Annotated in this window: 5 protein-coding genes; 3 read left to right on the forward strand and 2 right to left on the reverse strand. The window is 59.9% G+C overall.

Translation table 11 applies throughout. From position 1 onward, the window contains the following. Window positions 1-54 precede the first annotated feature (54 nt). Complete coding sequence (locus OPV09_RS13635) at window positions 55-19113, forward strand: hemagglutinin repeat-containing protein (protein WP_338682132.1); 19059 nt, start codon at window positions 55-57, stop codon at window positions 19111-19113. Between the two features lie 279 nt (window positions 19114-19392). Further along, entirely contained in the window at window positions 19393-19740 is a 348-nt protein-coding gene (locus OPV09_RS13640) for a hypothetical protein (RefSeq protein ID WP_139248293.1), read from the forward strand. Between the two features lie 273 nt (window positions 19741-20013). Here OPV09_RS13640 and OPV09_RS13645 read toward each other — a convergent pair whose 3' ends face one another. Further along, on the reverse strand, window positions 20014-20883 hold the full coding sequence (locus OPV09_RS13645) for a transposase (RefSeq protein ID WP_072453873.1): 870 nt from the start codon (window positions 20881-20883) through the stop codon (window positions 20014-20016). A 418-nt stretch (window positions 20884-21301) separates the two neighbouring features. Between OPV09_RS13645 and OPV09_RS13650 the strand changes: the two genes are divergently transcribed. Next, complete coding sequence (locus tag OPV09_RS13650) at window positions 21302-21568, forward strand: hypothetical protein (RefSeq protein ID WP_072453872.1); 267 nt, start codon at window positions 21302-21304, stop codon at window positions 21566-21568. A 687-nt stretch (window positions 21569-22255) separates the two neighbouring features. Here OPV09_RS13650 and OPV09_RS13655 read toward each other — a convergent pair. Continuing rightward, a complete protein-coding gene (locus OPV09_RS13655) occupies window positions 22256-22789 on the reverse strand; it encodes an ankyrin repeat domain-containing protein (protein WP_338682133.1) in 534 nt (177 codons plus the stop codon). Window positions 22790-22818 lie beyond the last annotated feature (29 nt).

Consider the following 22818-nt stretch of genomic DNA (forward strand, 5'->3'; position numbering starts at 1 on the left):
CGATCAGTTGTCATCTCCCTTTATCGCATCATTTAATTGTCATTAGGACATTTCATGAACAAGAACCTGTACCGCATCATCTTCAATAAACGCCGTGGCCAACTGATGGTCGTCGCCGAAAATGCTTCGTCGCAAGGCAAGGCGGCCAAGGGAGAAGGCGGCCTGGATAGCGGCGTATTTGAGGGTGATGGCGGTGGCGGGCTAAGTTTAAGTGTGAACGGACGCCTGCGGCCGCTGGCCTTGGCGATATTTGGCGCACTGGGCATGGTGGCCTTTGTGGCCGGACCGGCCATGGGGCAGATCGTGGCCGACCCGAATGCGCCGGGCCGCCAGCGTCCGACGGTGGTGCAAAGCGCCAATGGCGTGACCCAGGTGAATATCCAGACGCCGAGCGCGGCGGGTGTCTCGCGCAATACCTACAGCCAGTTCGACGTGACGGCGAATGGCGCCATCCTCAACAACAGCCGCGGCAATGTGCAGACGCAGACGGGCGGCTGGGTGCAGGGCAATCCATGGCTGGCGGGCGGCAGTGCGCGCGTCATCCTCAACGAGGTCAACTCGGCAAATCCGAGCCAGTTGCGCGGCTATGTGGAAGTGGCGGGCCAGCGGGCAGAGGTTGTGATCGCCAACCCGGCCGGCGTGGCCATCGATGGCGGCGGTTTTATTAATGCCAGCCGGGTCGTGCTGACGACGGGTACGCCGATGCTCAACGATGGCAGCCTGGACGGCTACATGGTGCAGCGCGGCGTGGTCACGATCAATGGTCGCGGCCTCGATACGTCGCTGAGCGACTATACGGCCATCCTGGCGCGCGCCGCGCAAATCAATGGCGGTATCTGGGCGCAGGAACTGAAAGTGGTGACAGGAACGAATCAGATCGATGCGGCGCATGGCGTGGCGGGCGCAGCATCTGGCGTAGGCCCGGCACCAGCCTACGCGCTGGACGTGGCGCAGCTGGGCGGCATGTATGCGGGCAAGATTACCCTGATCGGCACGGAAGCGGGCCTGGGCGTGCGCAACGCGGGCGTCCTGGCGGCCACGGCGGGCAACCTGGTGCTGCAATCGAACGGCTGGCTGAGCAACAGCGGCAACATCCAGTCCGCCGGCAGCGGCAGCCAGACCAGCATCGCCGTCACGGGCGACATGGCCAACAGCGGCACCGTGTATGCGGGCGGCGACAGCCAGGTGCAGGCGCAGGGCAATATTGCGAACAGCGGCGTGATCGGCGCGCAGAACAATGTCGGCGTGCAAGCCACGGGCGCCGGATCGCGCATCGATGCCACGGCTGGCTCGGTGCTGGCGGCCGGCTTGAATCTGGACAATACATTGACCGTCAGCGGCAAGCTGAACGTTTCCGCTGGCGACACCATTGCCGTGCACGGCACGGCCGTGGCGGGCGGCGACAGCAGCCTGGCGGCGCGCCAGCTGGACCTTGCTGGGGCGCAGGTTTCGGGCGCGAACGTCAGCCTGGGCGCCAGCGCCGGCGACCTCGACGCCAGCCGCGCCCAGGTCAGTGCCCGCGAACGCCTGCAGCTGGACGCTGCGCGCACCGTGCGCAGCGATGCAGCGCAGCTGACGGGCCAGCAGTTGGGGCTGAATGCGCACGACTTGTCGAACGTGGGCGGCCAGATCACGCAACTGGGCACGGGCGATCTGTCAATGCAATTGCCGGGGAGCCTGGACAACACGCGCGGCGTCATCGCCACGAATAGCCAGGCCTTGCGCCTGCAGGCCGCCAGCCTGAGCAACCAGGATGGACAGATCCAGCATGCGGGCACGGGTGCGCTGGAGATCGGCGCGGGACAAATCAACTTGCAGCGCGGCAGCATCATCAGCAACGGCGCGATGGCGCTGACGGGAGAACAGGTCGACCACCGCGACGCGCGCACGGTGGCGGGGCAGCTCAGTATCAATGCCGGTAGCTTGGACAACCGGGGCGGCAGCCTGGCGCAGAGCGGCCAGGGCGCGACCGGCGTGCAGGTGCGTGGCGGGCTGGACAACCGCGGCGGTGCACTGGAAAGCAATGGCACGATGACGGTACAGGCGGCCGGCGTGCAGAACCAGAAGGGCCGCATCGTGGCCAGCGGCGACCTGGCACTGTCGACAGGCGCGCTGGACAATACGGAGGCGATCCTGGCGGCGGGCGGCAAGCTGCGCCTCGACAGTGGCGACATCGACAATACGCGCGGCCAGATACAGGCGCTGGCGGGCGATGCGGCCTTGACGGTCGCAAAACTGAACAATACGGCCGGCAGCGTGTTTGCTGGTGGCAATCTTGTCACCAAGGCTGGCGAGGTACTGAACAGCGGCAACCTGTATGCGGCCGGCAGCCAGACGCTGCAGGTGAACGGCGCCGTCAGCAACAGCGGCGTGATCGCTGCGCAGGGCGACAACAGCATCGATGCCAGCCGCATCGACAGCGTGGCCGGCAGCTTGCTGGGCGCCGGGGTCCGCGCCGACGGCAACTTGGCCGGCGGCGGCCAGTTGCAGCTGACGGCCACGCAAGCGATCGCGGCCCATGGCCAGAACTTGGCCGCCGGCAAAACCAGCATGCATGCTGCCGCCATCGACCTGAGCGGCAGCCAGACGGGGGGCGCGGCCATTGAGTTGAATTCCAGCGTAGGCAATGTCGTCACCGATACCGCACTGGTGACGACCACCGGTCTGCTGTCCGTGACGGCGGCCGATAGCGGCCAGATCCTGTCGAACGTGCGCGGCACCTTGAGCGCGGGCCAGTTAGATATCCAAACGGGATCGCTCGACAACCGCAGCGGCACCCTGATTCAGACGGGCAATGGCGACACCACCTTGCAAGGCAGCACCCTAGACAACACGGGCGGACGCATCGCCGTCAACAGCGCCAAGCTGGCGCTGCATGCCGACAAGGTGCTTAACCGCGACGGCAGCATCGAACATGCGGGCACGGGCCGCCTGAGTATTGAGGCGGCGCGCTTCGATGACGAACGCGGCAAGGTGACGGGCAATGGTTTAGTTGATATCCAGGCGGAAACGATCGATCACCGCCATGCCATCACTTCCGGGCAGAACGTAACAGTGCAGGCCGGCCAGCTGGACAATAGCGACGGCACCCTGCAGCAGACGGGACCGGGACAGATGCGCGTGGACGTGGCGCAGACCCTGGACAATACGCGTGGCAACATCGCCAGCAATGGCGGCCTGCAAGTGCAGGCCGGCGTGCTGGACAACAGCAAGGGCCGCATTACATCCGCTGCCTCGGCGGATATTGCCAGCAAGGGGGCGCTGAACAATACCGATGGCGTGATGGCAGCGACTGCCGACTTGCATGTCGGTGGTGTGCATGTCGACAACACGCGCGGCGTATTGCAGGCGGAGAATGCACGCCTGGATGCGGCAACTTTGCTGAACCAGCAGGGCACGGTCAGCGCCGGCATGGACCTGACGACGAAAGTGAGCGGCGATCTGAACAACGCGGGCCTGCTGTACGCGGGCCGCAACCAGCAATTGACGGTGGGCGGCTTGCTCAACAACACAGGTTCCATCGCGTCCGTCAACAACACCAATATATCCGCTGGCAAGATCACCAGCAGCGGTCTGCTGGGCGCCGGCGTGAAAGCGGACGGCAGCCTGGGCACGGCGGGCGATCTGACCATCAATGCCGATGGCGTATTGCAGGCCAGTGGCCAGAATCTGGCGGCGGGCACAGCCACGCTGACGGGGGCCAATGTGGACCTGTCGGGCAGCCAGACGGGGGCAAGCAACATCGCCATTACCGCGCGCAGCGGCGATGTGCTGACGAATAAAGCCGTCATCTCGGCCAGCAATGTGCTGGCCATCACGGCCAATGTGAATAACGCCCAGTCGTTGGTGAACGGCCAGGGCCAGCTGGTGGCCGGCCAGCTGCAGTTGAACGTAGCCAACCTGAACAACGCCAGCGGCGAGATCGTGCAGACGGGCACGGGCGACACCGTCATCACCACAGGTAAGTTGGACAACACGGCGGGCCGCATCGCCGTCAACAGCAATAATCTTTCCCTAAACGCGACGGTCTTGGCGAACATCAATGGCAAGCTGGAACAGGCAGGTGCCGGTGTGCTGGCCATCAACGCGGGTCAATTCAACAACCAGTTCGGCAAGATCACGGGCAATGGCAAGCTCGACATCACGGCAACCACTCTGGATCATCGCAATGCGATGACGGTGGCGAATCAGCTGACCATCAACGCAGGCAGCTTGGACAACCGCAGCGGCAGTCTGGCGCAGACGGGCACGGGCCTCATGACGGTGAGCGCCACAGGCCAGCTGGACAACACGGGCGGCAAGATCGAAGGCAATGGTGATGCGCTGGTGAAAGCGGCTACCTTGCTGAACAACACGGGCCGCATCGTGGCGGCGCAGGATGCCGTATTGAACGTGGGCAGCCTGGACAATACGGAAGGTACGGTGGCGGCGGGCCGTCACCTGAATCTTTCCGGTGGCGACATCGACAATACCAAGGGCCAGCTGCAGGCCGTGGTGGGCAACGCCACCTTGAATGTGGCGAACTTGAACAATGCGGCGGGTAGTATGTTTGCTGGCGCAAGCCTGAACACCACGCTCGACACCCTGAACAACACCGGCAGTCTGTATGCGGCCGGGAACCAATCGCTTACCGCGAAAGGTGCTGTTACGAATACTGGCGTGATTGCAGCGCAGGGCAATAACAGCGTCACGGCCAATAGCCTTGACGGCAGCGCAAGCAGTTTGATCGGTGCGGGCATCCAGGCCGATGGCAAGCTGGGCACGGCAGGCGACTTGACGATTAATACCGCGCAAGCGCTGGCCGCGCATGGCCAGATTCTGGCGGCAGGCAATGCCAATCTGACCGGCGCTACGCTCGATATCAGCGGCAGCCAGGCCAGCGGTGCCAACATCGGCCTGACGGCCACCCAAGGTGACGTCAGTACGAACAAGGCGGTTGTGACGACCTCGGGTACGTTGAGTGTGGCGACCAACGCCACCTTGCATAATACGGAAGGGACATTGCAGGCAGGCCAGCTCGACCTGCACGTGGCAAACTTGGACAACGCCAAAGGCGTCGTGTTGCAAACGGGCACGGGTAATACGGTCATCCAGACCGGCAGTCTGGACAATACGGCCGGCCGCATCGCCGTCAACAGCGCAAACTTGAACATCGATGCCGTCAGCGTCACGAACAAGGACGGCAAGATTGAGCATGCGGGTACGAGCATCTTGAATCTGCAAGCGGGCGTACTGGACAACAGCAAGGGCCGTATCACGTCCGCTGCCTCGGCGGATATTGCCAGCAAGGGGGCGCTGAACAATACAGACGGCGTGATTGCCGCGACTGCCGACTTGCATGTCGGTGGCGTGCATGTCGACAATACGCGCGGCGTATTGCAGGCGGACACCTTGCGTCTGGATACGGCCAGCTTGCTGAACCAGCAGGGCACGGTTAGCGCCGGCACGGACCTGACGGCGAAAGTGAGCGGCGACCTGAACAACGCGGGCCTGCTGTACGCGGGCCGCAACCAGCAACTGACGGTCGGCGGCTTACTGAACAACACAGGTTCCATCGCCTCCGTTGGCAACACCCATATTACCGCGGGCAAAGTGACCAGCAGCGGCCTGCTGGGCGCCGGCGTGAAAGCGGATGGCAGTCTGGGGACGGCTGGCGATCTGATCATCAATGCCGATGGTGTGTTGCAGGCCAGTGGCCAGAATCTGGCAGCAGGTACGGCCACGTTGACGGGTGCCAGTATGGACCTGTCTGGCAGCCAGACGGGGGCGGCGAATATCGCCATCACGGCAAATACTGGTGATGTCGTGACGAACAAGGCCGTCATCTCGGCCAGCAATGTGCTGGCCATCACCGCCAATGCGACTAACGCCCAGTCGTTGGTGAATACCCAGGGGCAACTGGTGGCCGGCCAGTTGCAGTTGAACGTAGCCAGCCTGAACAACGCCAGCGGCGACATCGTGCAGACGGGTGCCGGCGATACCGTCATTACCACAGGCAAGCTCGACAACACGGCCGGCCGCATCGCCGCCAACAGCGCTAATTTGGCCCTGAACGCGACGATATTGACGAACGTTAATGGCAAGCTGGAGCACGCTGGTGCCGGTGTGCTGGCCATCAACGCGGGCCAGTTTAACAACCAGTTCGGCAAGATCACGGGCAATGGCAAGCTGGATATGATGGCTGCCACCCTGGATCACCGCAATGCGACGACGGTGGCCAATCAGCTGGCCATCAACGCCAGCAGCCTGGACAACCGCGCCGGCAGCCTGGCACAGACGGGCGCCGGACTGATGACGGTGAGCGCCACCGGCCAGCTGGACAACACGGGTGGCAAGATCGAGGGCAATGGTGATGCGCTGGTGAAGGCAGCCACCTTGCTGAACAGCACCGGCCGCATCGTGGCGGCGCAGGATGCCACGTTGAATGTAAATCGCCTGGACAACACGGAAGGCACGGTGGCGGCAGGACGTCATCTGCAACTGTCCGGTGGCGACATCGACAATACCAAAGGCCAATTGCAAGCTGTGATCGGCAATGCCACCTTGAATGTGGCGAACCTGAACAACACCGCAGGCAACGTGTTTGCCGGCGGTAACCTGAACACCGCACTCGATACCTTGAGCAACACGGGCAGTCTGTATGCGGCCGGCAACCAGACCTTGACCGCCAGCGGCGCCATTGTGAACACGGGTGTCATCGCGGCGCAGGGCAACACCAGCATCACGGCAAAGACGCTCGACAGCAGCGCAAGTAGCTTGCTCGGTGCTGGCATGCAGGCTGATGGCAAGCTGGGCACGGCTGGCGACCTGACGATCAGCACTACACAAACGCTGGCTGCGCATGGCCAAAACCTGGCGGCAGGCAATGCCAAACTGATTGGCGGCACGCTCGATATCGGCGGCAGCCAGACCAGCGCGGCGAACATCGGTCTGACGGCAACAACGGGTGACGTCAGCACGAACAAGGCGGTGGTCACGACGCCAGGCGCGCTCAACATCACGACGAACTCCACCTTGCACAACACGGAAGGCACGGTGCAGGCGGGCCAGCTGGATCTACATTTAGGCAATCTCGACAACGCCAAGGGTACGGTATTGCAGACGGGCACGGGCGACACGAGCATCGTCACCGGCAATCTGGACAATACAGCGGGCCGCATTGCCGTCAACAGCGCAAACTTGAACATCGATGCCGTCACCATCACGAACCAGGATGGCAAGATCGAGCATGCGGGCACGGGCATCTTGAATCTGCAAGCGGGCCTACTGGACAACCGCAAGGGCCGCATCACCTCGGCTGCGGCGGCCGATATCGTCAGCAAAGGTGTATTGAATAACACCGATGGCGTGATGGCAGCGACTGCCGACTTGCATGTCGGTGGCGTGAATGTCGACAACACGCGCGGCGTGTTGCAGGCGGACACCTTGCATCTGGATGCATCCAGCTTGCTGAACCAGCAGGGCACGGTTAGCGCCGGCACGGACCTGACGGCGAAAGTGAGCGGCGACCTGAACAACGCGGGCCTGCTGTACGCGGGCCGCAACCAGCAACTGACGGTGGGCGGCTTGCTCAACAACACAGGTTCTATCGCTTCCGTCAATAACACGATGATTACCGCTGGCAAAGTGATCAGCAGCGGTCTGCTGGGCGCCGGCGTGAAAGCGGATGGCAGCCTGGGGACGGCTGGCGATCTGATCATCAATGCCGATGGTGTGTTGCAGGCCAGTGGCCAGAATCTGGCAGCAGGTACAGCCACGTTGACGGGTGCCGGTGTCGACCTGTCGGGCAGCCAGACGGGGGCAGACAACATCGCCATCACCGCGCGCAGCGGCGATGTGCTGACGAACAAAGCCGTCGTCTCGGCCAGCAACGTGCTGGCCATCACGGCCAATGCAAATAACGCCCAGTCGCTGGTGAATACCCAGGGTCAGTTGGTGGCGGGACAACTGCAGCTGAACGTCGCCAACCTGAACAACGCCAGCGGCGAGATCGTGCAGACGGGTGCCGGCGACACCGCCATCACGACAGGTAAGCTGGACAACACGGCGGGCCGCATCGCCGCCAACAGCGCTAACTTGGCCCTGAACGCGACGGTCTTGACGAACATCAATGGCAAGCTGGAGCACGCAGGCAGCGGCCTGCTGGCCATCAATGCGGGCCAGTTCAACAACCAGTACGGCAAGATCACGGGCAATGGCAAGCTCGACATCACGGCAAACACTCTGGATCATCGCAATGCGACGACGGTGGCGAATCAGCTGACCATCAACGCCGGCAGCCTGGACAACCGCAGCGGCAGCCTGGCCCAGACGGGTACGGGCCTCATGACGGTCGCTGCCACGGGTCAGCTGGACAACACGGGCGGCAAGATCGAAGGCAACGGCGATGCACTGGTAAAAGCCGCAATCTTGCTGAACAACACCGGCCGCATCGTGGCGGCGCAGGATGCCGTATTGAACGTGGGCAGCCTGGACAATACGGAAGGGACAGTGGCGGCAGGGCGTCATCTGCAACTGTCCGGTGGCGATATCGATAATACCAAGGGCCAATTGCAGGCCGTGGCCGGTAATGCCACCCTAAATGTGGCGAACTTGAACAACACCGCAGGCAACGTGTTTGCCGGTGCCAACCTGAACGCGACACTGTCCAGTCTGGACAATACGGGCAGCCTGTATGCGGCAGGGAATCAATCCTTGACCGCAACAGGTGCCATCACGAACACGGGCGTCATCGCGGCGCAGGGCAATATCAGCATCACGGCAAAGACCCTCGACAGCAGCGCAAGCAGCTTGATCGGCGCGGGTGTTCAGGCCGATGGCAAGCTAGGCACGGCTGGTGACTTGACGATCACTACCGCGCAAACGCTGGTCGCACATGGCCAGACTCTGGCGGCAGGCGGCGCCAATTTGACTGGCGCCAACGTTGATATCAGCGGTAGCCAGACCGGCGCCGCCAACATCGGCCTGACGGCAACACAGGGCGATGTGAGTACCAATAAAGCCGTAGTGAGCACGCCTGGCGCCTTGACGATCCATGCGCAAGACACCTTGCGCAATACGGAAGGACAACTTAGTGCTGGCCATCTTGAGCTGCACGTAGGTAACCTGGACAACACCAAAGGCACCGTGATCCAAACGGGCACGGGCGACACTGTCATCCAAACGGGCAAGCTGGACAACAGCGCCGGGCGTATCGCCGTCAATAGTAATAATTTGACTCTGGACGCGTCCACCCTGACGAATGCAGGCGGCAAGATCGAGCATGCCGGCAGCGGCACCCTGGCCATCACGGCAGCCACCTTGCAGGGCGCCAGCGGCAGCATCATCGGCAATGGCGCCGTCGATCTGAAGGCCGGTCTGTTCGACCACGCCAACGCCACCACCACGGGACGCTCCCTGAGCGTGCAGGCGGACAGCCTGAGCAACCGGGGCGGCCATCTGCTGCAGACGGGCGCGGGAGGCATGACGGTCGCCGTCACGGGTCTGCTGGACAATACGAATGGAGAAATCGCCGGCAATGGCGTGTTGTCGGTACAGACCGGCAGCCTGGACAACAGCAAAGGCAAGATTACCTCGGCCATGTCCGCCAACATCGTCAGCACTGGCGCACTCGTCAATACCGACGGCGTGATCGCGTCGGCAACCGATTTGCACCTGGGCGGCGCCATCGACAATACGCGCGGCTTGCTGCAGGCGGGTACTGGCGCTCTCAGCCTGGATGCGGCCAGTCTGCGCAATGCGCAAGGTACGCTCAGCGCGGGCATGGATATCACGGCCAAGGTCAGCGGTGACGTGCTCAACGCAGGCGTGCTGTACGCAGGACGCAACCAGACCTTGGACATCGGTGGCTTGCTGAGCAATACAGGCTCGCTTGCCGCCCTGGGCAATACGGCGATCACGGCGGGTAGCCTGAGCGGTAACGGTTTGCTGGCGGCAGGCATGCGCGCCGATGGCAGCTTTGCCTCGGCTGGTGACCTGGCGGTGACGGCCCGTGGCGTCTTGCAAGCCGGTGGCCAGAACATGGCGGCCGGCCAGTTGCAGCTGACGGGCGCGTCGGTCGATGCGGGCGGCAGCCAGAGCAGCGCGGCCAATATCGGCTTGACGGCCTTGACGGGCAATGTGACGACCAGCAAGGCGGTCGTGTCTACCAATGGCCTATTGAGCATCACGGCGAATGCCGCCAATGGCCAGGCACTGGTCAACCAGGGCGGCAGCCTGAGCGCCGGGCAGCTGGCCTTGCGGGTGGCCAACCTGGACAACACCAAGGGGACCTTGATCCAGACGGGCGCTGGCGACACGGTCATCGAGACGGGCAAGCTGGACAATACGGGCGGGCGCATCGCCGTCAACAGCGCCAATCTGCGTCTGCAGGCGGGCGACCTGACGAATGTGGATGGCAAGATCGAACACGCGGGCAAGGGTGTGCTGGACATTCGCGCCACGAATCTGTACGGCCAACGGGGCCAGCTCACGGGCAATGGTGCATTGGGTGTGGCGGCCAATTACATCGATCACCGCAACGCCAGCCTGTTGGCGCAGCAAGTGGGCGTCACCGCCGGCATCCTCGACAACCGCCAGGGACAGATCACGCAGCTGGGCACGAGTGCGGCAACAGTACTGGCCAGCACGCGCCTGGACAATAGCGGGGGCAAGATCGAGGCGAATGGCAATGTGCGCGTGGAAACGGGCGAGTTGCTCAACGATCACGGCCGTATTGCGTCCGCGCAGGACGTCAATGTGGCGGCGACGGGCAAGCTTGACAACACCAGCGGCGTGATCATTACAGGGCGCGACCTGACGCTGGCTGGCGGCAAGGTGGACAATACCCTGGGACAATTGCAGGCAGCGGGCGGCAATGCGCAATTGAGCATGGACGAGCTGCTCAATGCGCAGGGCAGCATCGTTGCTAGCGGCAATCTGACGACCACGGCGGGCAGCGTGCGCAACAGCGGCAGTCTGTTTGCCGGCGGCGAGCAAGTGCTGAAGGTGAGCGGCGCGCTGGAGAACACCGGCGTGATCCTGGCCCAGGGCAACAACACCATCAACGCCAACAGCGTCAACAGCGGCGCGTCCAGCCTGATCGGCGCGGGCGTGAAAGCCGACGGCAGCTTGCAGACGAGCGGCAACTTGCAGGTCACGGCGCAGCAGGCGCTGGGTGCCCATGGGCAGGTGCTAGCGGCAGGCAATGCCGTCCTGGGCGGTGGCAGCGTCGACCTTGGCGGCAGCCGCAGCAGTGCCGGCAATATCAATCTAACGGCGACAACAGGCGACGTCAGCACCAGCGGTGCCGTGGTCACCACGCCGGGCGCCTTGACGATCACGGCCGGTGCGAATAGCCAGGCCTGGAACAACCAGCGCGGCGATATCAGCGCTGGCCAGCTGGCCGTTGGCGTGGGCAACCTGAACAACCAGCAAGGCAGCATCGTGCAGACGGGTACCGGCAATACGGTCATCGAGCTGACATCGCCAGCGGGCGTGCTGGACAACACGGGTGGACGCATCGCCGTCAACAGCGCCAACCTGGGCCTGAAAGCAGGCATCCTGACGAATACGGATGGCAAGATCGAGCACGCGGGCAGCGGTACCTTGAACTTACAGGCCACGCAGTTGAACGACCTGCGCGGACAGATCACGGGCAATGGCGCCCTGGTTGTCACAGCCGGCACCATCGACCACCGCAACGCCAGCACCATCGCGCAGCAAGTGAGCGTGACGGGTAGTACCCTGGACAATGCGGGTGGCAACCTGACGCAGCTGGGTAAAGGTGATACCAGCATTCAATTGACGACCAGCCTGGATAACAGTGGCGGCACGATCGCCAGCAATGGCAACACCAATATCGTTGCCCCGAGCCTGAACAACCAGGGCGGCAAGCTGCAGGCGGCCGGCACGGCCAATCTGACGGTGACGGCGAACAACGTGCTGGACAATAGTCATGGCGGCGCCATCGCCGGCGGCGGCAATGTCGTGCTGGGTGCTGGCAGCCTGCTGAACCAGGGCGGCAGCGCCACGGCGGGCGGGCAGCTGACGGCAAATGTGGCGCAGGCCTTGAACAATGCGGGCGGCTTGCTGGCCGCCACGGGCAATATGACCGTGAACGCAGCCAGCGTCGACAACAGCGCCGGCGGCAAGCTGGCCTCGGTGCAAGGCCAGTTGCAGGTTACCTCCACGGGCGCCACCGTCAATAATGGCGGCACCATGCAAGCGGGTGGCGACATCATCCTGAGCAATGGCGGCCTGTGGAACGCGCAGGGCACCATTGCCGGCGCGAACGTCACGCTCGACACGCATGGTCAACTGTTCAACAACAACCAAGGCACCCTGGCGGGCACGGGAACCGTCAACTTGCAGACGGGCATCCTGGACAACGATGGCGGCCTGCTGCAGTCGGGCGGCGCCATGACCATCGATACGCACGGCAATGCCTTGCTCAACACCAATGCGGGCGCGTATGCGGTGCGCCATCCCGGCAGTGCCGGCGGCATCAGCAGCGGCGCAGGATTGACCCTGCAAACGGGCAGCTGGAACAATGCGGGCGGCTACCTGGGCGCCGCTGGCAACATCACGGGCAGCGTGGGCCCGCTGGATAACCGTGGCGGCCAGATCGTCGGCAAGTCGGCGCTGGATTTGACCTTGAGCGGCTTGCATAACCAGGGCGGACAAATCCAGGTGCTGGGCAAGATCGGCCTGAACGCCGGTGGCGGCAGCGTCAACAACCAGCAAGGCTTGATCCGTTCCGGCGCGGCGGTAACATTAACAGGCGGCGCAATTGACAATGCCAGCACCCTGGGCGCGAACCAGGGCATCGAAGGCATCCATGTGACCCTGAACAGTGCCAACGTCAGCAATGTGCAGGGCGCGGTGCGCGCCGATGGCAACCTGGCGATCAACAGCGCTGGCAGCATCAACAATACCTTGGGCATGTTCAGCGCCGGTGGCGCGCTGGCGTTGCAGGACACCGGCCCCGGCCGTGGACTGGCCGTGACCAATACGGGCGGCACCATCATCGGCGGCCAGCGTACCGACATCCGGGCGGGCAGCCTGAGCGGCGACGGCAAGGTGCTGTCGCAGAAAGACATGGCGCTGGACCTGGCCGGCAACTTTACCTTGAGCGCAGGGGCCGAAGTCATGGCCAACGGCAATGCGGATATCACCATCGGCGGGCAACTGGTGAACGCGGGCAAGATACAGGCGCTCAGCATGCTGACCCTTGGCGCCGCCAATTTCGATAACACGGCGACGGGCGACATCAACGCGGGCACGACGCGCGTCAATGTCGGTGGCCTGCTGAACAACCACGGCGTGATCGATGGCATCAGCACACAACTGAACGTCGGCACGCTGAACAACATGGGCACGGGGCGCATCTACGGTGATCATCTGAGCATAGCCGGCGGCACCGTCAACAATGACGTGGAGGGCGGGATTGCAGCCACCATCGCGGCGCGCAGCCGCCTTGACATCGGCGTGACGACGCTGAACAACCGCGAACACGGCCTGATCTTCAGCGGCGGCGACATGGCGATTGGAGGTTACCTGGACGGCAATCGCATCGCCACAGGCTGGGCGGGATCGGTGACGAATGCCAGCGCGACGATTGAGGCGCTGGGGAATCTGGACATGGCGGCTGGCCAGTTCAGGAATCTGAATGCCCATTTCAGGGTCGAGACGTTAGATAATGGTACGGAAGACATCATTGAGTATGAATACAATGGCCAGCGTTATCGAGCGGGCACACCGGGCGTTAGCGAGGAAACACGCGGGTCTTCCTCAGCAAATTATGGGATGGCGCTCAACTACCCGGGCGGTAGCACAACCAATTATAAACGGTATGTGATCAGGCGTACGTCGCGTTCGGATGTAATTGTTGAGTCTGATCCTGGAAAAATACTAGCAGGCGGGAACTTGACCATCAGCTCCAACGATGCCTTGAATCAGCAAAGTCATGTCATAGCGGGAGGTAAGTTGACCATGACGGGGGCGGTGCTGAGGAATCCGGACGTGATGCTCACGACTTTCATCCGAGAGTCGGGGACTGTTACGACGATGATGTATGGAGCAGGAGGAGGCGCGGGTGGCAGTTCTTCTGGAGGCGGGCAACGTACCGAGGCGTATAACCCGGCCGATTATATTTCGACGGCGCCGGCCCACGAAACAGTGCAAAGAAGCAATTACACATCGCCATCAGGAAAAGCCGCGGACGGTGTTGACACTGGTGCTGGCGGCGCCACTGCTGCCAGTGCCAGTATAGCTTTCGCAACTGTTGACAGTACTGCTGTGGGCGTCGCAGGCGTTGGCGCGGCAAATGGCAAGAGTGCAGGTAAGGCGGCGGGGAGCACGATCCCGAATGGCGCAGGAGACACAGGCAATGCAGGCCAGACGGGACCTGTCGGCGGCGCGAGCGGCGCCCTTGTCGGCAAGGTCAGCGGCGTGAACAGTTCTGCCACAGCGTCATCCATGCAACTTGGCGCCGCCGTTACCGATACCGTTGGCCAGGGCGTTGGCGCTGTGGCTGACCATGAGGGCCTTCACGGCAGTACTCGCATCGGAGATGCAGGGAAAACTGAATCATATGGCAAGGTGACCGGCGTTCAAACCGGTGCCGCGAGTGGCGTGAGCGGCGCCGATACGGTCGATGCCTCTGTGCTGGCCAGTACTTGGCATGGTGGCGCACACGCTGTCGATGGTGCCGCTGGCGTGAGTGCAAGTGAGCGTACGGGCAACGCAGGCAGGGCTGGGGGACTGAGTAATGTGCATGGCAGTCATGTCGATACGGCCCGTGGAGGTGGCGGAAGCGCCAACCTCGATCCTGGTTTGCTTGTTTCCACAAAGCAGAGTGGCCCGTCAACCGTTTTGGGGGCTACGACGGCCGATGGCAGCGAGCGTATTGGTAAGTCGGGACAATATCTGACGCTCGCCTCCGTGGCACAAGCGCGTGCAGTAGACGCTGCAGGCACTAGCGGGTCAATGGAGGTAAACATTGCCGTGGCAGACGGCACGACGATTCAATCAAGCACTGGAAATGCGGTGCGGGTTTCTGCCGCCAATGGCGTATCGCGGGGGCAGATCAATAGCATTGAGCAGGTCGCGTTGGCCAACTCGTCTGGCCGTGCACAATTGGTGCGTACGGTTTCTCCATCGATGCAGTTGCCGAATGCTAGCCTGTTCAAGACCAATGGAGGTCAGACCGCACGGTATCTGGTGGAAACTGATCCGCGGTTTACCAACTATCGAGACTGGACCGGCTCTGATTACATGTCGGCACAGGTGCAAATGGATCCTTCCGTGACGCAAAAGCGCCTCGGAGATGGATTTTATGAGCAGCGCCTCGTCCGCGAGCAGGTTGCGGAATTGACGGGCCAGCGTTTTGTAGGCGATTACACGAGTGATGAACAGCAGTATCGAGCCCTGATGGACGCGGGTGTTTTGTTTGCCAGAGCGCATGACTTAAAACCTGGCGTCATGCTCACGCCGGCGCAAATGGCTGTTCTCACCAGCGACATTGTCTGGCTGGTGGAGCAGGACGTCACCTTGGCGGACGGTTCCATCGAGAAGGCGCTGGTGCCGCAAGTGTTTGTGCGTTTGCGCGAGGGTGACCTGGATGGTTCCGGAAGCTTGCTGGCCGGTAAGGATGTCGAGATCAGTATGTCTGGTGATCTGGTGAACGGTGGCTCGATTGCCGGACGCAATGTGGTCAAGTTGAACGCGGAGAATGTGGACAACCTGAATGGGCGTATCCATAGTGACGCCGTCGCGATCGCGGTACTAAATGATTTGAACAATGTAGGGGGCACAATCTCTGCCAATAGCGAGATGGTCTTGTCGGCAGGGCGCGATATCAACGTGACGAGCTCGGCCTATAGCTCTTCCCGCAATGTCGCCGAGAGCAGTTCCAGCCGTACGGCGGCCGACCGTATCGCGGGTCTGTATGTGACTGGTGATGGCACCACTGGCAGTGGATTATTGCTCGCTTCGGCGGGGCGGGACGTGAATCTGCTGGCGGGCGTCATTGGAAATGCTGGCGAGGCAGGCAATACGCTGCTCAATGCTAGCCGGGATATCAACTTCGCGACGCTGGCGACGGCCAGCGCTGAAAGCAGAACTTACGATGCGAAGAATTACAACAAGGAAAACAATACAGGTGAAATTGGCAGCGAGATACAGGGATTAGGCAATGTTATATTAAGCGCAGGAAATGATGTGAATGCCAGGGCTGCCACCATGCAAGCTGGCGATCTATTGGCCGTGAGTGCTGGACATGACATTCATATTGTCGCGGGTAACGCGAGTAACAAGGTCGAGTCTGCCAGCCAGCAAACGGAGAGTGGATTTCTTTCAAAGAAAGTGACGACCCGGCACGATATTGTCGATACCAACACGGCCATCGGCAGCTCTTTTGGCGGCAATACAGTGGTATTTTTCGCGGGGAATGACATTAAAGTCATTGGCTCCGATATTCTCAGCGATGCGGCAACAAGCCTAGTGGCGAAAAATAATATCAGCATTGAGGCCGGAACCAATACCGTCTATGAGTTGCATCATAGCGAAGTTAAGGAAAGCGGATTGTTGAGCGGCGGCAGTGGTCTGGGTATCAGCTATGGCAAACGTATGACCACCATGGACCAGCAACGCGACGGCACCATGGAAAGTGGGCAGGCGCGCAGTTTGATAGGTTCGGTGAATGGTAATCTGACCATCAGCGCCAGCAACGCACTTAATATCAAGGGAAGTGATGTCGGTGCCGGGGGCGACCTTGGCCTTTCCGGCAAGAGTGTGACGATTGCTGCTGGGCAGGATACAGAGAAAGGTAAAATTGTCACCAAGACAGTGCAAGACGGCTTCAGCCTAGCTTTGGGTGGCACCGTGGTCAGCGCCATTCAGACCGTGCAAGGCATGGGCGAGGCCATGGGCAAGACCAGCAATGGTCGGGTGCAGGCCATGGCCGCGGCTACAGCCGCCTTGGCCGCTAACAACGCCAAATCGGCTAATGCCCAGCAAGGCCCGAGCGTGAGTATCAGTCTGACCTATGGCCACTCGGAAAGCGAACAGACGCAAATGACCGCTAGCACGACGCACAGCGGCAGCATACTGAGCGGTAAAAACATCAACATCACGGCAACGGGCGGCGGCAAGGATAGCAATATCAATATCCTCGGCAGCGAGCTCAATGCCAGCAATATTATCCGTCTGAGTGCCGATAATCAGGTCAATTTACTGGCAGTTCAGGATACGGAAAGTCAGCACACTACAAGTTCGAGCCTGAGTGCCTCCGCAGGCGTCTCGGCCAACATCAGCAAGAGCGGGGCGGCGTTTGGTTTGACCGGCAGCGTCAGCGCTAGTCAGGGCAAGCAGGATGGCGAGGGCAGTACTCAGCTCAATACCCACATCAATGCGGGCAAGTTGCTGGTTATTCATAGTGGTGGCGACACCACGATCAAGGGGGCGGTGGCGAATGCCGGTCAGGTGATCGCCAATATCGGGGGCAATCTGAATCTGGAAAGCTTGCAGGATACGGCCAAGTTCGACAGCAAGAACCAGAGTGTCAGCGTGAGCGGAACCTATGGCGCCGGCGCCAGTGTGAATGCCAGTTTCAGCCAGAGCAAGATGCATAGCGATTATGCCAACGTGCAGGAGCAAAGCGGCATCCAGGCCGGCGCGGGCGGTTTCCAGATTACGGTTGGCGGCAATACTGACTTGAAGGGCGCCATAATCAGCAGCAGCGCCGCGCCCGGCGCCAACAGCCTGAATACGGGCACGCTCACGCAGAGCGATATCAAGAACCATTCGGTGGCACAAGCCAGCACCATGGGACTGAGCGGCGGCTTTAGCTTTGCCGATCCGGACGCCAAGAAAGACAAGGAGCCGGCCACCAAGGACGGGACTGACAAGGTGGCTGACAACAAGGATGTCGGCAAGGGCAAGGGACCGGGTGGCACAGATTTGATCAACGCAGGCCGCAGGCCGAATGCCACCGACAATCTGTACGAGGGCAGCAAGCTGGTGGCGAAAAACTTGCTCAATAACAGTTCCGATTCCGCTTCCTCGAACGGGCTCACGCGCAGTACCGTCAGCAATGGCGTACTGACGATACGCGACAATGCGCAGCAGCAGGCATTGACGGGGAAAGATGGCGCGGCGGCCATCGCGGCGCTGAACCGTGATACGGGCGTGGCGCATACGGCGGCGGAAAAACAGAATGTCCAGGAACTGGCGAAAAATGCCGAGATCGTGCAAGGCTTCAAGAATGCCATGTATGGCGAGGCCACCTACTACACGGATCAGACCTTTATTGCGGCAAATACACCCAGCAAGTTCTACAAGCTGAGCTGTCCAGGCGACCGCAATGCCTGCATCAAGGAACCTGGTTTGCTTGTCAAGGAAGAGATCACCAAGGAGGAGGCCATCGCCATGAAAGGAGTGCTGGCCGTGAATGGCATTCGCAATGGCATGGACCGCGCTGCGGAACTGGCCTACCAGAACGTGCTTCTTGATGCCGAGAATAAAAAGCCGGAAGTCATTGTCCTGATGCATATCGAGCAGACGCAAGCTGGTTTCGCGGATGTGCTGCTGGCTGGATATGAGAAATTGCTGGCGCCGGTATTGGGTTATTCTGCTGGCGACAAGGAGCTGGCGCAGGTGCTGATGGGGCGCCAGGACACGGAAAACCTGCTGTTGGCGCATAGCCGCGGCGCAATTGTCGCCAGGAATGGACTGGACATCGCGGCAAGCAACGGCTTTGTCAACCCGAACCTGACGCTGCAGGCATTCGGTCCCGGCATTTCGAATACGGACCTGTATTCCTCGTTTGGCAAGGTGAACACACAAACGTCGTCGGACAAGGAACTGTACCGCTATACGTACATGAAAAATGATCCGATTCCTGTCCTGACGACCATGAATCCTGGCAACGTCATCGCTTCCATGTTCGAGTTTATCAATGTGTACAACACTTCATACAGCGCGCATAGCTGCTATGGCACCGGCGCTGCAGGATGCGCCACGGTGAGCAACCCGATAGCTGGCGACACGTTTGCCACAAAACAGGACCCGGGCAATATCATTACCTTTATTAATGGGAAATTGGTGAAAAAGGAGGAAAAGAAAACGCAATAGCGGGTGCTTCCTTGGTTCTGCGGACTCTGGTTGCGCTTATGTGCAGCAAGGTGCAGTTTTCAAAGGCAGATACGGTTAGATTGCATATTTCCGCTCGCTCAAGTACGCGGGTGGGATCATGCGTGGTGCGGGAGCGGGAAGCGGTTGAGGTGGCCCAAAGGTATTCCAGGGTTCATGGCTATCCAGGCGAAACGCTGGCAAGATTAACCTCAGTTTCAGAATAATATTTCCTTAATAAAATTTATCTTGCTGCTTTAAATTTAAATTTACTGAATAAAAATGGAATCAAAAGATATTGAACTAACTAATGAGATTGGACAATGTTTGTATAAGATTGCTCCAGCGGATGCAAAAATAATTTTGATGATTGCTGCCCTTTCTCCGGAAGGCGATGTCAGTCAGTTTGAATTTTATTCGAACAACGGAGTTAATGAGAGCGAGTTCTCCATCGGTGATTCGGATACGATGAAGCTCCATTACTTGGCTACCGCACATCAGAAATTCATGGTTGCTAATAATCAGCCTGCATGGACACGTTGCGAATTTACAGTAAATGTTGATGCCAATAAATTCTCTATGGAGCTGGGTTATGAGGAGGATGCATTTAGAGATGGTTCGTTGCGATAATTTATAGGTGACTTAGCATTGGCATGGCGAGGTTGTGTCGAAATGGCAAGCCCTTGTTTTCGCCGTGAAATTCTTATTGATGCTCGGGGCAGCAACACCGGGGCAGATCAGACCGCCGCATTCACGCAGTCTGCCCCAAACTGACCAGGCGGCCCAGCGTCTCCTGCGCATTCATGCTCTTGGCCAGTGAAACGGCGGTCATGCCGCGGCTGTCCACGGCATCGATGCGGGCGCCGGGTCGGCCGGGGTCAGGTCCGGTATTCGTACACGATCTCAGCCTTGGTCGTCTCGATCTGCAGCAGGTTGCGTTTTACTAAATGCCGATACGGCTCGACTGACTGTCCTGCTTGAGACGTGAAAAGCGGCGGCGATGTGGGACATGGTAAAAGCGGTTGAGAGATAGGCGCGTGCCATTGCCTCGTCTCTGTTTCTATAGAGGGCTTTGTATTGCGCTAGTGATAGCGCGACAGCGCGGCGCTGCTGCCTTGGCGTATCTTTGTATGGATCGGAGCGCTGCGATTGCTGATGTGCCGAAACGAAGGCGACATCGCCCAGAAGCATCTGGTGGCAGGTATGGATGAGCGGACTAGTTTCGCCCATCCCGGCAGCGACAAATCGAGAATAGTTGGCGACCGCCTCGTCACGCGTAGCGCCAAACTGGCTCAAGAGCCAGTCACGCGTCAACCAGCATGGAGGCATTGCATCGTCCAAAACGTAGTGATGGCTGCTCCAGTACCAGTCGTCGGGTGATGCCACCATGTGCGCCCGGACTGGATTCAAGACGATGTAGCGGGCTAATTCCAATAGATAATTTTCTTTCTGCACCAAGATGGCTTTGTAGCGGCCTTGTAATACGTGCCCGACAAGCTTGTGGCGTCGATTGAAATGCTGGGTATAAACGCCATTGAGTTGGCGCATGCCTTGTGACAGATTTGCCTCGACCGTTTCAACGAGAAGATGATAATGATTGCTCATCTGGCAGAAACTGTGCACGATAAAATGGTGCCGTTCACACACATGTTCTAATACTTCTTGCCAAGCAAGGCGATCAGTATCGTCACGATAAATTGCGCAACGCCGGTCGCCGCGCGAAGTAACGTGGTAGAGAGCACCGGTAAACTCAAGTCGTAGTGGTCGCGTCATACGGTACAGGATATCTGAGCCTTATGCATTGGCACTGAAATTGCGCAGAGGTTTTAGGTTGGGTATGGCTGGGGCCGTGTCGGAATGGCGGACCTGACCCCGCCTCTTTGAGTGATGAGGCGTACGTTTTTGCAGAAAGAAAAGCAAGAACTAGCCAGCAGTTTGTAGATGCGACAGCTACCGCAACAACTGGGAGAGCCCAGGTTGAAATTCCATTGCGCGATATTTTTGGTGATAATTTCAGGAATTACGTTAATGGCGTTACGCGATATGGCCCAAAGAATGCGCCGCTCGGTTCGGGAAATACAGTCTTTGGCAATGATTCCTATATGATCACTCGTTATAAACAGGATGCCAACGGAAACTGGAATTTCAACACTATGTTCCCACAGCCAAAATAGCTATAAAAGGATTAATTATGAACGACTTGCCTGAGCCAATTAAATCAATCTTGCGCGACTACTGTCACGTTGAATGGTTCGAAATCAATGAACTTGCTGATGACGTCCGAAGTGGAAATAGAAAATTTGATGTGGTGGCACTTAAGGAGCAATTTGAATCAATGATTTCGGAAGAAAATGATATAACGCAACTCGTGAATTCGCTTACGTTCAATGAGTTTGTTTCAATGGATGAGGTGCGTTCTTGGTTGCGTGAAATATATTCCGTAGTGTTTCCGAAGTAACGGAAAACGGAGAGGCCGGGGTCAGGTCCGGCATTCGTACACGATCTCAGCCTTAGTCGTCTCGATCTGCAGCAGGTTGCACGCGGGCGGGGTCAGGTCCGACTTTTGTACACGGTCTCAACCTTTGCCGTCTTGATCGACAGCAAGTTGCGCTTTATTAAATGCCAATACGGCCCGACTGACTGTCTTGCTCGACACGTGAAAAGCGGCGGCGATGTGGGACATGGTAAAAGCGGTTGACAGATAAGCGCGTGCCATGGCCTCGTCTCTGTCGCTATAGCGTGCGTGATACTGCGCGCGTGACAGTGTGACAGCGCGGTGCTGCTGCCTTGGCGCATCTTTGAATGATTGGACCACTGCGATTGCTGATGTGCTGAAATGAAGGCGGCGTCGCCCAGAAGAATCTGATGGCTGCTGTGAGTGAGTGGACTTTCCTCTCCTCTCGCGCCCGCGACAAACTGGCAATGACGGGTTTTGCTGGTGAGGGTATTGTTGAGGGTATCGGCAACTGAATGGTTTGGAAATCACTGAAAAATCAAGCGCTTAGCCACCTCGTTGACCATCGAGTGGGAATAATCTCCCGTCCAGAACCTTAGGCTAATGCCGGGTCAATGAAACAGCTAAGCTCTGGCTATTAGGTTTTTTTGCCTAGTGGCCGTCGCAAACTACTGGCGATATCTGCATCGGCTATGCCATCTGCCCCAAGCTGACCAACCGAACCAGCGTCTCCTGCGCATTCATGCTCTTGGCCAGTGAAACGGCGGTCATGCCCCGGCTGTCCATGGCATCGATGCGGGCGCCGTGTTGCAGCAGCAGGTCGAGGATGGCCAGGCGGTTGAACATGGCGGCCATCATCAACGGTGTCTTGCCATCCGGGCTGGCGCCTTCCACATTCGCGCCGTGCTTGAGCAGCAGCTCGGCGATGTCCAGGTAGCCTTTGTAGGCCACGTCGGCCAGCGGTGTCTGGCCCTGGTCGCTGGGGACGTTGGCGTCGGCGCCCGCTTCGAGCAGCAGGCGCGACGTTTCCAGGTGGCGATGGTAGCTGGCCAGCATGATCAGGCTGTCGCCTTTTTCGTTGCGGAAGTTGACCGGCACGCCTTGGGCAAGCATGGCGCCCAGTTGTTGCGTGTCGCCTTCGCGCACCAGGGCAAACAGGCCCTGGATGAATTCCAGGGTTTCGGCATCTATCGTTGGGGGGAGTTTTCGTGCATCGGTGTTCATCGTGTTCTTTCTGCGAAGGTTAAATGGAT

Origin of the sequence: Janthinobacterium sp. TB1-E2 (assembly GCF_036885605.1) — a bacterium.
Classification (GTDB): Bacteria; Pseudomonadota; Gammaproteobacteria; order Burkholderiales; family Burkholderiaceae_D; genus Janthinobacterium; species Janthinobacterium aestuarii.

Bases quoted from the DNA above. Each gene is read 5' to 3' on its own strand.
- OPV09_RS13650 (WP_072453872.1), top strand. From the start codon at position 21,302: ATGAACGACTTGCCTGAGCCAATTAAATCAATCTTGCGCGACTACTGT.
- OPV09_RS13635 (WP_338682132.1), top strand. From the start codon at position 55: ATGAACAAGAACCTGTACCGCATCATCTTCAATAAACGCCGTGGCCAA.
- OPV09_RS13640 (WP_139248293.1), top strand. From the start codon at position 19,393: ATGGAATCAAAAGATATTGAACTAACTAATGAGATTGGACAATGTTTG.
- OPV09_RS13655 (WP_338682133.1), bottom strand. From the start codon at position 22,789: ATGAACACCGATGCACGAAAACTCCCCCCAACGATAGATGCCGAAACC.
- OPV09_RS13645 (WP_072453873.1), bottom strand. From the start codon at position 20,883: ATGACGCGACCACTACGACTTGAGTTTACCGGTGCTCTCTACCACGTT.